We start from the raw sequence: 14,693 nt of genomic DNA on the forward strand, positions 1-14,693 counted from the left end.
TATTTACCTCTCATCCTTGGCTTTTTGGAATTCTTGTAACTTCCGCATTGCACGACCAGTTTTTATTTGTTCTGTTGCTATCTCAATCCCCTCCTCAATCGAATCGGTAACCTTAAATAAATAATAGCGTAAGCCAGCATTTAATAAGATTTGATAATAATAATACTGGTGTTCCTGTTTTGCTTCACCGGAAAAAATAGAATGAATAATAGCTGCTTGTTCATTAGCAGACAATTTAATAGACTTATCAAATTCTTTAACTTCTAACCTATATTCTTTCGGTTTGACGATAAAAGAATGTAATCCTTCAGGCGTCCAGTCAAACACAAAGCTATTACGATGTACTGGTACATCTTCAGAACCTTCCATGCCTTGAACAATATATACATGATGGTAATCCAAATGGCTAAAGACGCCTTCTAGCTTGTTAATGGCCGTCCGATGAAATGCTCCTAACATTACATTCTTTGCTTGTGAAATATTAATTAGCTTCTCTACTGTGTTGAATAATGTTCGAACGCCAATCTCCTCACGAATCATTCGTAACATAGCGAGTGGAGGACTGTATTGTTCTGTATCGACAAAAGCTATATTGCTATCCACCAATGTTTTGGCTACTTGTTCACGTTCGTTATCCACCACCACTCCTAATTCCGCAAAAATTGTTTTTAAAGATGTTCCATATTTTGGTGGTAACGTGTCACTTGCTGAAAGAAATACCGGTATACCGTAATCTGCTAATAATAAAGAAACAGGAATGGTTGCTGCAAAGGAATTCCGACCATTATAAGGTCCGGCAAAGTCTATTGTCTTTGCTCTGATTTCTTCTGATAAATCTAGTTGGTCTGTATATCTTTGTAAACTATGAATAAATGCCAACAACTCGTCAGGCGTCTCCGTTTTTATTCTTTCAGCAACCAAATAAGCAGCAATTTGTGCAGTTGTAGCTTTTTGGGAAAAAATGCTTTCGGCAACCTCCAGTGTCTGTTGATAATTTAAATCCTTTGCACCTTTTTTTCCTCTAGCTACTTCTTTCAGCCATTGTTGCATTTCGATTCGCTCCCTCTCTGGCTTCTTCCACTCTTTCCGTCAATACCTCCACTACATTCGGATGATGTCCTAAATATTCGGCAAGTAATATTCTTTGACCTTCTCTTAACTCTATCGAGCCAATATACTCTTTCATCCCCTTATCTAGTAATCCGGTAAAAAGCAGATATGGCAGGACTAGAACAGACTTACCTTGCTTCACTTTTTCCAGTAAAAAAGGTTCGAATTTTGGTTTACTAGCTGCTAAAAAACATTTTTCTACAGTATTATCAGGAAAATGAGTTCGTAACATACTGACAATTCTTTCCGTATCATTGACTGCTGAAATATCACTGCTTCCTCGACCTACAAGTAATAAATCGATCCCTTCCAGATTGTTCGTACATGCTTTTATTCGATCTGTTAAAATATTGATCATTTTTTTATCTACTTCAATTGCACGTCCATAAACAAACTCTACCCCTGGGTGTTTATTCTTTTCTTTTTCGATCATGTCAGGAATATCCTTTTTTGCATGGCCTGCTGTCAGTAAAAGGACCGGCATAATGTATACCTTGGTCGCACCTTTTTCAACTACTTTATGAACGGTTGTGGCTAAATTAGGATCTTGTAATTCCAAAAAACAAGTCTCCTGAATGGTTATCGGAACATTCTTTTTTACTTGATTGATTAGTGCGAAAGACTCTAATTTGGATTCTTCCAGCCTACTTCCATGGCAAATATAGACGACGGCTTCCATTATTCTTCACTCCTAAAATACTTCTAAAGCAGAAATAGTCTCTTGCTCTTGCATTCTATCTTTTAAGTATTGTAGTTTTTCCCTTACTTTCACTACTTCTCCTATAATAATCATCGCTGGATTTTGCACTTGATACTGCTCTACAAGCGCTACAATATTCTGTAATGTCCCTGCAACGACCTGTTGATTAGCGGTAGTCGCCTCTTGAATGATTGCAATCGGTGTTTGCGATGATTTTCCAGCATTAATTAATTTTTCGGTAAGAAAAGCAAGATTACTCATTCCCATATATATGGCTAACGTATCTACCGATTTAGCTAAATAATCCCATTGTATATCAGATGGTTCACCATTTTTACAATGACCTGTTACCACTGCAAAAGAACGACCTAATTCTCGATGAGTAATCGGAATATCTGCATATGCAGGTGCTGCAATTCCTGAAGTAATACCTGGTATCACTTCATAAAGTATACCATTTCTCACCAGAGCTTCTGCTTCCTCAGCACCTCGGCCAAATACGAAGGGGTCGCCTCCTTTTAAGCGTACTACAATTTGCTTCTTTTTTCCATATTTGATGAGTAAATGATTAATTGTTTCCTGCTTCATAAAATGTAATTTAGGTAATTTCCCACAATAGATAAGATCTGCTTCTGGTTTCGCTTCATTTAATAATTCCTGGTTAACGAGTCGGTCATATAAAATAACGTCTGCTTGCTGGATAACTTTTAATGCTTTCACCGTAATCAAGTCTGGGTCTCCCGGACCTGCCCCAACCAAGTATACCTTCCCCATTTGTTTTCCCTCCGATATTATAATTGCTAGCCTAATGTTCATTAGTTAGTAGATAACTACTGCAAAACTATTGACTTCTTTTCATTTATTCTATGAGATAACTGGAATAGCGCTTCGGCAAAACACTTCGCCTTCCGCAGCGTTGAACTTACACTCAACTCCAAAAGAACGGAAGAAAGTAAAAGCTTATGAAAGTTATTTCACAGTTGCTAGCTATTTGTTTTGTACAATTATTAATTTATTAGAAAAGCCATGTATTTGTACATGGCTTTTCCGTAAGGTATTATTCAGGAATTTCTACATATACTTGATTATCTTCAATAGTAGTTTTGTAGGTCTGTACACAGCCTTCATCTGGCGCTTGCACTAATCCGTCTGTTACATTGATCTTCCAGTCATGTAACGGACAGAAGACATGCTCACCACTTACCATTCCTTCGGAAAGTACCCCGCCACGGTGGGGGCATTTATTTTCAATTGCTTTTACTTTTCCATTGGATAAGCGAAATACAGCAATTTCTTTATCGCGTACAACAACAGCTTTTCCTAAACTCACAGGTAAATCTTGGTAATTTCCGATTAGTACTTTCCTTACTGTTTGTTCCATTTTGCTTCCCCCATCCATTATTTTGCCGTCACTTTTTGATATAAGTCTTTCAGTGTAGTTTCACTTTCCAGCACCTCACTCCAAGGCTCTTTATAAACACCAAGCGCTTCATCCATCCGTTCATTTAGTTCTTTTCGCAACTGGTCATTGTTTACAACCTCTTGGATATGCTCAATACCGACTCGTTCCACATAATGCGAGGTCCTTTCCAAGTAACTAGCATTCTCACGATAATATTGTAAAAATGCTGCCGTATACTCTAGTACTTCCTCTTGTGTTTTCACTTTTACGAGTAAATCAGCTTTACGCAATTCAGTACCACCGTTACCTCCAACATATACTTCCCATACACCATCTAACCCAACAACCCCTACATCTTTAATTCCACCTTCCGCACAGTTACGTGGGCAGGCAGATACTCCCATTTTCACTTTATGTGGTGTGTTTAATCCTTCAAATTTTTTCTCTAATTGAATTCCCATCCCTGTAGAATCCTGCGTTCCAAATCGGCAAAACTCAGCACCAACACAAGTTTTAACGGTACGTACTGATTTACCGTATGCATATCCTGATGGCATACCTAAGTCTTTCCAAACATTCGGTAAATCTTCTTTTTTCACTCCTAATAAGTCAATGCGTTGACCACCTGTTAATTTGATCATACCAACTTCATATTTCTCTGCCACATCTGCAATCGTACGTAAGTCTTCTGCATTTGTGACACCGCCATACATTCTTGGTACCACAGAATAAGTACCATCTTTCTGAATATTTGCATGTAAACGTTCATTAACAAAGCGTGATTCTCGCTCATCCTCGTGTTCTTTCGGATAAATCATACCTAAGTAGTAGTTAAGAGCAGGTTTACATTTAGAGCAACCCTCTTCTGTTTTCCACTCTAATACGTTCATTACTTCTTTAGTATGTGTCAACCCTTTTTCTTTAATGTTTGCCACCACTTCATCACGAGAAAGATCTGTACAAGCACAAATAGTTTCTTTTGTATCTATTTCATATTCATCACCTAATGTATCTGTTAATAATTCGGATACTAGATTCTTACACGTTCCACACGAACGCGAAGCATTTGTTGCACCTTTCACCTCTTCAATGGAAGTTAATCCATCTTGTTTAATTGCTTGGACAATTTCACCTTTTGATACACCATTACAACCACATATAATTTCTTCATCACTTAATGAAGCAACAAGACTTTCTCCGTCATCCGTACCTTGCTGAGTTTCTAAATACTCTTCTATATTTGCTCCTTTCGTTATTAAACTCTTTAATTTCGTTCCTTCTTTTGTATCCCCGAACAAGACAGCACCTATTACTGTATCATCTTGTACGACGATTTTCTTATAGGTGTTTTGCCATTCATCAAAAACTTTAATCGCTTTTGTCTCAGTTGATTCATTAATCACTCCTGAGGAGAACACATCGACACCAGAAACTTTTAACTGTGTAGATAAAACGGAGCCTTTATATCCTTGATGATTCATACCACAAATTTGTTTCGCCAATGCTTGGCCCTGTTCATATAAAGGAGCAACAAGACCATACACCATTCCGTTATGCTCCGCACATTCTCCAACGGCATATATATTTGGCACACTTGTTTCCATATGATCATTCACCACAATACCTCGATTAACCTCAATTCCTGACTCCTGTGCAAGTGCAACGTTTGGCCTGATCCCAACTGCCATCACTACTAAGTCAGCAGGAATGGCACCACCATCTTTAAATTTCAAGCCAGTTACACGTTTTTTACCTGTAATTTCAGCTGTTTGCTTTTCAAGATAAAAATTCATCCCTTGTGCTTCTAATTCCTTCTGTAATAGTTCACCAGCCGCACGATCTAACTGTCGTTCCATTAAATAGTCAGAAATATGGATAACATCTACTTCCATACCTAAATTTAACAAACCTCGTGCAGCCTCCAAACCTAGTAAACCACCACCGATTACAGCTGCTCTTTTGTAGTTTTTTGAGGCATCTATCATTTTCTCACAATCTTCTATATCACGAAATGCTGTTACTCCTTCTTTGTCTGCACCAGGAAGCGGTAGCATAAATGGATTTGAACCAGTAGCAATTATCAATTTATCATAAGGGGTTTCTTTCCCTTTATCGGTATAAACTATTTGATTATCTTTATCAATTTTTGTAACTGTTTCTCCTGGATAAAGCAGAATATCATTATCTTCATACCATTGCCATTCATTCAAGGTAATATCTTTAATTTCGGTATCCCCTTGTAACACTTTCGATAATTGAATACGGTTATAATTTGGATATGGCTCTTTACCGAATACAGTTATAGTAAACTGATCAGGTAACAATTTTAAAATTTCCTCAATCGCTCGGATACCTGCCATCCCATTCCCAATTAATACCAACTTTTTCTTCTCCATTTTTGCATCCCCCAATTAGTTTGGAAATTTAACTTAAATACATCGTACACGGGTGCTTTAGAAGATTCTAATTAGTTGTTAACTTTTCTTACATGTTTTTTCTGAAAATGAAAATATTTTCCGGAAAAAGAGCGTTATATTTTCTGACAGAGAAAAGGAAATCGAAGAAACCGCATGATATTCTTCATTTGATGCTAGGTGATCTAGTTTCGAGTTGGGAGGATCTCATTAAATGAAAAAACAGCACCTCGTTATGATTGGAAACGGAATGGCTGGAATAAAGACCATTGAATCTTTGTTAAAAGCAAATAATCAATTATATAAAATAACAATTTTCGGTTCAGAACCTTATACCAACTACAGTCGTATAATGTTGTCATCAGTTTTACAAGGTGATGTTACGTTTGATGATATTTTAATTAATGATTGGAAATGGTATGAAGATAATCATATTACTTTATATCCGAATGAAACGGTCATAGAAATAAATGGCCAAAAACAGACTATTTCAACAGATAAATCTAGAACGGTGCGTTATGACCGGCTTATTATTGCTACTGGATCTAATCCGTTTATTTTACCGCTCCCTGGTGTCGATAAAGAAGGCGTGATGACCTTTAGAACAATTGACGATTGTAAAAAAATGATCGAAGCTGCAAAACATTATAAAAAAGCAGCTGTAATCGGTGGTGGCTTGCTTGGGCTGGAAGCAGCACGAGGGTTACTTAATTTAGGTATGGATGTGAATGTCATTCACCTTGGAAATCGTCTTTTAAACCAGCAATTAGACGCTAAAGCAGCGTATTTATTAAAAAAAGAGCTGGAACGACAGGGAATGAACTTCTACTTAGAAAAAGAAACATCAGAAATTTATGGAGACAAAACTGTTGAAGGTTTACGTTTTAAAGATGGTACATCCATTGACGCAGATCTCGTAATAATGGCAGTTGGGATCAAGCCAAATACAGTACTAGCACAAGAGTCAGGAATTGAGGTTAATCGAGGTATTGTGGTGAATGATCACATGGAAACAAGTGTGCCTAATATATATGCCGTTGGGGAATGTGCGGAGCATAACGGAAGAGTATATGGACTAGTAAAGCCTTTATACGAACAGGCAGAAGTGCTAGGTAAAAGGTTAGCAAATCAAGATTCCAGTTATACTGGGTCAACTTTATATACCCAACTGAAAATTTCAGGAATTAACCTCTTCTCTGTTGGTAAAACGGAAGAAGATAATCAAACCAAAGCAATTTACTCCTATGATGAAATTGGTGAATCCTATAAAAAAGTTTTATTTAAAGATGACAAAGCAATCGGTGCAGTACTATATGGGGACATCTCTTTAAGCGGCAACCTATTAGACATCATTAAAAAACAAAAATTCATTCCAGATCAACGGAAAGCAGAATTATTACAAGCAGTCAAAATAGAAGAATCATATGCAGCTACCCTTCCAAGAAATGAACACATATGTACCTGTAACAGTGTTACAAAATCTTGCATTATAGAAAATGTACTGGAGAAAAATCTACGTACAGTAAAGGATGTAAAAGAGCATACAAAAGCTTCTAGTAGTTGTGGGGGTTGCAAACCTATTGTACAAGAATTGTTAGACTATATTCATAGTAGTTATTTTCATGAAACAGTGAAAGATAATCGTTTCTGCTCATGTACTTTGTTAACGGAAGATGAAGTTATCCGTTCTATTCAACAGGAAAAATTAACATCGATTGAGATGATAATGGAAGCATTGAAATGGAATAATTCATCTGGATGCTCTAAATGTAAACCTGCTCTCCAATATTATTTGGAGATGATTCATCCAGAACATTTTGCACAACAAGATTTCTTTTATTTAGATCACAAAACGAATGCTTTTCGCGAAAAGGACGGTACATTTACGATTATTCCACAATTATATAGCGCAAAAATAACAGCAGAACAGTTCAAACGTATTAGTAATGTTCTAATAGATTTTAATATTAGTAACATATCGATCACTAGTGATCAGCGTCTTAAAATAAGTGATATTCAGGAAAATGAACTAATAGCAATATGTAATGCCTTAAATATGACATTACATAGTTATCATCCTTCCTTACTCCGAAGTGTTCAAATACCTGATTGTAATTGTGTAAGTAATAAGCGAGCACTTCATTCATTGGTAGAAAAAATAGAACGACAAACAGAATTTATCAACTTACCTACATCTCTTATAGTGAAAGCATTTTGTTGTAAAAAGAAGCTATCGGAGCATTATTTTGATCTTGCTTTACTACAAACAACTAATAACTGGGAGATAATCACTAATCAAGGCATTTTATATGCGACAGTAAATCTAGAGGAAGCACAAAATATATTCCTTTCTTTTATCCAATATTATCGACGTTCAGCAAATTATAATGAAAAGATCTCACAATGGATAGAAAGAGTTGGAATCGTTCATATTCGAGAGGTTCTCTTTAACGAAGAAATTCAACAAATGCTGAAGACGGATTTAAACAATGATCAAACAAGTCGCAAATATTCGATCATTCGTCATCTCCAATTATAAGCAGATTATTGATCCGTTAATCATTTTTGTTGGTAGAAGCTAAGCTAAGAATTTCGCCAAAGTTTTTGTGAAGGAAAGGAAGAAAATGATGACTGAATTAATGCTCAAATATTTTCGAGACAAACAACAGAAAGTACAATCCGAGAAAATTTATGATACACAATGTCCATATTGCAGTATGCAATGCAAGATGCAATTGATCGAACAGAAAATCGTATCAAGAAAGAAACAAAAAACAATCGGTAAAGATAATCCTACCTCACAAGGAAGGCTATGTGTAAAGGGAATGAACGCCCATCAACACGCCCTTCATCATGATCGCTTAAAACAACCTATGCGCCAAGTTAATGGTGAATTCGTTCCTATCACCTGGGATGAAGCATATCAAATGATTCAGGAACAGTTTGAACAAATACAACATACAGATGGAAAACATGCATTATCTGTTTACGGGAGTGCTTCTGTTACCAATGAAGAAGCCTACTTATTAGGAAAGTTTGCTCGTGTTGCCCTCGAAACCAGACACATTGACTATAATGGTAGACTTTGTATGGCTTCTGCAGCAACCGGAGCCAATCTGACATTTGGCATTGACAGAGGTTTTACTAACACACTGCATGAAATACCCAATACGAGATGTATAATATTAGCTGGTACCAATATCGCAGAATGCCAACCAACGATTATGCCTTATTTTGAAAAAGCAAAAGAAAATGGTGCCTATATTATCGCGATTGACCCCCGAGAAACTAGCACGACTAAGTTAGCAGATCTGCATATTAAAAATATACCCGGTACGGATGTCGCCATTGCTAATGGTGTGTTAAAAATATTGATAGATTTAGACTTGATTGATTATGATTTTATTGAACAACGAACAGAAGATTTTGAAGTAGTAAGAGAGTACATCCAAACGATCAATTTAGATGATGTTTCCAATACAACAGGGGTTTCCTTAGACGATTTATATCAGATGGCACTTGTATTCGGTCGTGAATCATCAGGGATGATCTTTACTGCTCGCGGTATTGAACAACAAATCAATGGTACAGAAACTGTTCGTAGCTTCTTAAATTTATTACTAGCTACCGGTAAAATAGGGAAGCTTAATTCGGGATACGGAGCCATTACAGGACAAGGAAATGGTCAAGGAGCTAGAGAACATGGTCAAAAAGCTGATCAGCTTCCTGGTTACCGTCTAATCGAAAATCCTAAGGATCGCCAATATATTGCAAATGTTTGGGGAATTGAAGAAAAAAGACTGCCACAAAAGGGTGTTTCTGCTTATGAAATGTTTGAAAAAATATTAGCCGGTGACATTACCAGTATGTTTGTCATGTGTTCCAATCCGATAGTCTCCAATCCAAATGCCAACCTCGTCAAAAAAGCATTACAAAAGTTAAAATTCCTTGTTGTTGCTGATTTATTTATATCTGAAACAGCAAAACTCGCAGATCTAGTCTTACCAGCTACTTCTTATTTAGAGGACGAAGGCACTTTAACGAATGTCGAGGGACGAGTAATGCTACGAGAAGCTAGTTATCCTATTCAAGGAGAAGCAAAACACGATTGGCAAATTCTCTGTGATATTGCCAAAAGATTAGGCAAGGGGAAATATTTTCATTTTCATAGTGCAGAGGAGATTTTTGAAGAGCTTCGGATAGCGAGTAAAGGCGGGAAAGCTGACTATTCTGGTATTACCTATCAGAGATTACGCCAAGAACAAGGAATTCTTTGGCCATGTCCTTCTACAGATCATGGAGGAACTGACCGATTGTTTGAAGATTCTTTCGCCCATGAAAACGGGAAAGCAAAAATGGCTGTCATTCCCTTCCAAAGTATTAAAAACAAACCTACGATAACACATGAATATCCATTATATTTGACTACTGGTAGGGTAATGAGCCACTATTTAACTGGTGAACAAACAAGGAAAAGTCCATCATTGGCAGCCAGAGATTTTGAGGCTTTCTTAGAAATCCACCCGCAAACAGCAGAGAAATACGGAATTGAAGCTGACTCCCTCGTTCGGGTTACCTCTGAAAAAGGTTGGATTATTGTTAGATCCAGATTATCAACAGCTATTCGAAAAGACACCGTTTTTGTTCCTTTTCATTGGACTGAAAAACAAAATGTTAATCTACTTGTGTCAGATCAGCTAGATCCGTATTGCCGAATGCCAGGTTTTAAGATGAGTGTAGTTAGACTAAGTCCTATGAATTGATTAACAACAATTCTTTCAATAGTATGTCCCCTAACCCACATACAAACAAAATAAAGATTGCCAAGCAGCACATTATAGCTATATCTTTCCTAACCGAAAATTGCCAACGTTCCTTTTTGTTAAAGAACGTCGGCAATTTTATTTTTTCTAGTAATGTAAAAGTTTTTAACTTATTAACTCTCTCTATATTGTAAGCACTTATTTATTGAACAGATTTATGCCCAAATTGATCATTTTCTGTTTTCTTATAGATTCAAACCAGGCTTGACAATCAGTTGCCACCACACTATTAAACTAATAATAATTGCAATAAAAACGATCTGACTTTTCACCGCATATGGTAAATTGTTAGGAATAAACTTTAATGCCAGACTAACTACAAGGCCTATAACAACCATAAAAATCACGGCATATATCAGCAGTCCTAAAAAATTATCTACAGGTAAAGTCATAGCTTCTACTATAATATCCACATCTACACCTCATTACCACGAAAAACATCTTTCATCTTTATACTTTTCTTTGTCAATACTATCATACAATATTTTCCCTATTATGAAAGTATTTTTTTCTCGAATTTTATTAAATATGTAGATGGACCGCACTTTTAACATGCTGAAGTCCATTATTTCTTTTTCTTCAAATGCTCTCTCTATCTAATTCACGTTTAATATTTTCCCTAATATTCATAGGGCGTAATACTCATACTTCCGTGAACAGATACATAAGCAATGAGCTTAGCTTTCGTTACAACATCGGTATACCATCGAGCTAAAGTAACCTCCATCCTGGTGGTATTCTCCAGAAATAAAAAGCTGTGTTTAAAGTTAGGGACCATTTACGTTGGTACCACCCTAATTTAAAGCACAGCTTTACACTTAAATTAATAACGGCTAAAACGGCTGTGTTTTTACACACATAGCTCATAGGCAGGTTCATTTGAATATCTTTAGGAACTTCTCCATCACTTGTTCCCTCTCTGTTAAAAGTTCATTCAAATTACCAAGCTTAATCAACGCAACTATCTGATTGTTAATTTATCATATTTTATAGGTTTTTTCTAAAAAAAGCAAGGTCACCTTTTAGCGATAGACTTGATCTATTTTAGTGTATTCTTCATCTGTCAACATGATATCTAACGTTTTCAAATTATCCTTCACTTGACTTGATCGTTTAGCACCCGGAATAATTGCGTCAATTAATGGATTCTTCAAATACCAAGCAAGTACTAAGTGAGCTGTTTCCACACTTTTATCTGCGGCAATCTGTTTTACTGTTTCAATTCGATCCAGTTCTCGTTCAAAACGTTCTCCTTTAAAAAAGTCCATGTTTTTACGCAAATCATTAAACTGATCACCTTTTTTATATTTTCCAGCTAATAAGCCTGCTGCAAGTGGAAAATAGGGAACAAATGAAATCTCTTGATCCTTCAAATAAGGAAAAAGTTCTTTTTCTGCCTGACGGTTGATTAAGTTATATTCCCCTTGAAAAACATCGACATATCCATCTTTATTCGCTTCTTTTAACTGTTCAAGAGAGAAATTGGATACACCTATCGATCTTATTTTCCCCTGCTCTTTTAACTGATACAATGCACCAATGGCTTCGTCTTTTGGCGTTTTTTTATCAGGAAAATGAATATAGAATAGATCGATATAATCTGTTTGCAATCGATTCAGGCTCTCTTCTACTGTCTGCTTTAAAAAATGGGGGGAATTATCCATAACCATCTCATCGCCTACAGGATGATGAGCACCTTTTGTTGCCAGAACAACCTCATTTCTTTTCCCAGTTTCTTTTAACACTTGTCCAATCAATTCTTCAGATCTACCAGGACCATAGATATATGCTGTATCAAAGAAATTAATTCCTTCATCAATTGCCGTACGAATTAACTCTTTTCCCGTTTCTTCATTTAAATTAGGATATAAATTATGTCCTCCAACTGCATTTGTTCCTAAACCGATTGGATTGACATATAAATCTGTCTTCCCTAATTGAACGTTTGCCACTATAAGCCCTCCAATTATTGTTGTAATTCTTTAATCACGGCCTCAGGTTTTTCACCTCTTAACCCTTGTAACATATTTTTTGCTGCGAATAATTTCATTTTTTCTCGTGTCTCTGTAGTTGCTGACCCAATATGTGGTAAAGTAACAACATTGTCCATTTTCAATAGTGGATTTTTTGGATCTATAGGTTCTTGCTCAAATACATCCAATCCTGCACCGGCAATTTGTTTATCTTGCAGAGATTGAATCATTGCTGCTTCATCCACTACTTTACCTCTTGATGCATTGATAAAAAAGCAAGAGTTTTTCATTTTGTCAAAGGCTTCTCCATCTATTAAGTGAACAGTTTCTTTCGTTAATGGTGTCATCAATAAAATAAAATCAGATTCTTTTAGCAAAGAATCAAAATCCTGATATGTAACGCCTAGTTCTTTTTCGACCTTTTCCTTACGCGAACGATTGTAATAGGTAACATCCATTTCAAACCCTAATTTGGCTCTTCTGGCAACCTTTTCACCGATCCTGCCCATTCCAATGATTCCGAGTTTCTTATGGTGTACATTATGACCAAACAATGGTTCATCCACTGCTTTGTCCCATTTTCCTTGCTTGACATATTGATCTAACTCAGTAATTCTTCTTGCACTGCTAAGGATCAATCCAAATATAAGGTCTGCCACCGTTTCATCTAATACGTATGGCGTATGTGTAGCAATTACTTGATTACGCTTTAACGCATCGACATCAAAATTGTCATAACCAACCGAGATGTTACTCACTACTTCTAGTTGACCGGCTTGTTGAAGTAATTCCTCATCAATGCGGTCTTTAGCTGTTATCAATCCATGAAAATTACCTATTGTGTTAATAAGTTGCTCTCTGGGCATTTGTTCTGCACGATCCCATATTGTCAATTCTACATGTTCCTGCAAATATTGTTTTACTGATTCGGGAATTGGTTCGGTGACTAATACTCTTTTTTGCATAGGTACCTCCTTTAATTTACCAGTTAACCCTATAATAGCACGAACTATTTGAATAATCGAAAAATCCGCATGCAACAAAGTAGTATTACAGTGAAAATAAAAAGGGCAAAAAATCGCTTTTCTGCTGGGTCTTCGAATTATGCTATTCCCACCGGAGTCTACGTATTCGGCCTACGCTAGTTATAATGTTAATTATTGAAAGAATAAAAATACAGGAATTATATCTTTGGGACTTCTGTTACTTAATCAGAACACTACAACGAGCTGCGGAAAAGTGCGACACTCCTGTGGGAAAGGCGCGAACTGAAGATCCACTTGGTGAAGCGCTCTTCTTTACCAAGTTAGCTGAAGCCGTGCCCACGGAGGGAGTATTTTTCCGGAGCGTGGAACTTACACTCAACTCAAAAGAATGAAAGACAGCAAATCTTAAGAAAGTTATTTCGCAGTTTATGTATTTTGCTCAATAAAATTTCTCTGAGTAACCTTTTCCTAGCGTTCTGATCGCATTTCCATGATGATACCCGCTGTTTCTTCAATTGATTTATCGGAGACATTAATGACTGGACAATCAAGTGTTTTCATTAACTCACTTGCTGTTTTTAATTCTCGTTTAATTTGATCCATGGAAGCATATTTGGATTGCGCTGGTAATCCTAATGTTTTTAAACGTTCTGACCTTATTTTTAATAGATGGCCGGGATTAATGGTCAATCCGACAATCATACGATCTGCTGGTTGGAATAATTCTTCCGGGGCTTCCATATCAGGTAAAATAGGGAGATTGGCAGTTTTAATTCCTTTATGCGCTAAAAAAATGCTTAATGGTGTTTTGGAAGTTCTTGAAACTCCAATCAATACGACATCAGCCAATATTAATCCTTTTACATCCTTGCCATCATCGTATTTCACCGCAAATTCCACAGCTTCTATTCTCTTAAAATATTCTTCATCTAACACCTGGCGCTGACCAGGCTCTGGTTTCGGGTTACCATTAAAGGTGTCGATATATGCTTGCATCATCGGCCCCATTACATCCACCGCTCGGATATCATAACGAATAGCTTCTTGTTGTATTTTCGCTCTTAGCTCAGGTTGAACAAGCGTATAAGCAACAAAACTATCGTTTTCTCTTACCTCTTGAACAATTGATTCAATTTCCTCTTCTGTTTGGATGTGACTGTATCGCTTTACCTCTACATTGCTGCTGGTAAACTGTCTAATGGTCGCACGAACTACTGCCTCTGCCGTTTCGCCAACTGCATCCGAACATACATATACAAATGACTGATTTTCTCCCATCTCAAAA

At 36.6% G+C, this 14,693-nt stretch carries 11 protein-coding genes and 1 other annotated feature; of the genes, 2 read left to right on the forward strand and 9 right to left on the reverse strand.

The genetic code is table 11. The annotated features are described in order from the left end of the window. Window positions 1-3 precede the first annotated feature (3 nt). The 5 genes from ACTNEP_RS03875 to nirB (ACTNEP_RS03895) all read right to left on the reverse strand — a co-directional run bounded on the left by ACTNEP_RS03875 (window position 4) and on the right by nirB (ACTNEP_RS03895) (window position 5,608). Entirely contained in the window at window positions 4-1,050 is a 1,047-nt protein-coding gene (locus ACTNEP_RS03875; RefSeq protein WP_441160349.1) for an anthranilate phosphoribosyltransferase, read from the reverse strand. Then, the gene (locus ACTNEP_RS03880) at window positions 1,022-1,789 is read right to left on the reverse strand and encodes a sirohydrochlorin chelatase (RefSeq protein WP_441160350.1); all 768 of its coding nucleotides are present in this window, start codon (window positions 1,787-1,789) and stop codon (window positions 1,022-1,024) included. The genes ACTNEP_RS03875 and ACTNEP_RS03880 overlap by 29 nt, the downstream gene beginning before the upstream one ends. A gap of 12 nt (window positions 1,790-1,801) precedes the next feature. Next, a complete protein-coding gene (gene cobA / locus ACTNEP_RS03885; RefSeq protein WP_441160351.1) occupies window positions 1,802-2,584 on the reverse strand; it encodes a uroporphyrinogen-III C-methyltransferase in 783 nt (260 codons plus the stop codon). A gap of 283 nt (window positions 2,585-2,867) precedes the next feature. After that, on the reverse strand, window positions 2,868-3,191 hold the full coding sequence (nirD, locus tag ACTNEP_RS03890) for a nitrite reductase small subunit NirD (protein ID WP_441160352.1): 324 nt from the start codon (window positions 3,189-3,191) through the stop codon (window positions 2,868-2,870). Between the two features lie 17 nt (window positions 3,192-3,208). Beyond that, window positions 3,209-5,608, reverse strand: a complete 2,400-nt coding sequence (gene nirB, locus ACTNEP_RS03895; protein WP_441160353.1) for a nitrite reductase large subunit NirB — start codon at window positions 5,606-5,608, stop codon at window positions 3,209-3,211. A 232-nt stretch (window positions 5,609-5,840) separates the two neighbouring features. Between nirB (ACTNEP_RS03895) and nirB (ACTNEP_RS03900) the strand changes: the two genes are divergently transcribed. Both nirB (ACTNEP_RS03900) and nasC read left to right on the forward strand, forming a co-directional pair. Then, window positions 5,841-8,165 (forward strand): nitrite reductase large subunit NirB, encoded by a 2,325-nt coding sequence (nirB, locus tag ACTNEP_RS03900; RefSeq protein ID WP_441160354.1) that lies wholly within the window; start codon window positions 5,841-5,843, stop codon window positions 8,163-8,165. 88 nt (window positions 8,166-8,253) lie between these two features. Continuing rightward, a complete protein-coding gene (gene nasC, locus ACTNEP_RS03905) occupies window positions 8,254-10,389 on the forward strand; it encodes an assimilatory nitrate reductase catalytic subunit NasC (protein ID WP_441160356.1) in 2,136 nt (711 codons plus the stop codon). A 245-nt stretch (window positions 10,390-10,634) separates the two neighbouring features. Here nasC and ACTNEP_RS03910 read toward each other — a convergent pair whose 3' ends face one another. The 4 genes from ACTNEP_RS03910 to ACTNEP_RS03925 all read right to left on the reverse strand — a co-directional run bounded on the left by ACTNEP_RS03910 (window position 10,635) and on the right by ACTNEP_RS03925 (window position 14,686). Continuing rightward, a complete protein-coding gene (locus tag ACTNEP_RS03910) occupies window positions 10,635-10,862 on the reverse strand; it encodes a hypothetical protein (RefSeq protein WP_441160357.1) in 228 nt (75 codons plus the stop codon). A gap of 353 nt (window positions 10,863-11,215) precedes the next feature. Further along, window positions 11,216-11,414 (reverse strand) — a binding site (T-box leader). 57 nt (window positions 11,415-11,471) lie between these two features. Beyond that, entirely contained in the window at window positions 11,472-12,404 is a 933-nt protein-coding gene (locus tag ACTNEP_RS03915) for an aldo/keto reductase (protein WP_441160593.1), read from the reverse strand. Window positions 12,405-12,415: 11 nt separating this feature from the next. Continuing rightward, entirely contained in the window at window positions 12,416-13,387 is a 972-nt protein-coding gene (locus ACTNEP_RS03920) for a 2-hydroxyacid dehydrogenase (protein WP_441160359.1), read from the reverse strand. Between the two features lie 489 nt (window positions 13,388-13,876). Next, window positions 13,877-14,686: a pyruvate, water dikinase regulatory protein gene (locus ACTNEP_RS03925; protein WP_441160360.1), complete on the reverse strand. Its 810-nt coding sequence runs from the start codon at window positions 14,684-14,686 to the stop codon at window positions 13,877-13,879. Window positions 14,687-14,693: the final 7 nt, after the last annotated feature.

The sequence above is a fragment of the Gracilibacillus sp. HCP3S3_G5_2 genome (assembly GCF_052063305.1).
GTDB lineage: Bacteria > Bacillota > Bacilli > Bacillales > Amphibacillaceae > Gracilibacillus.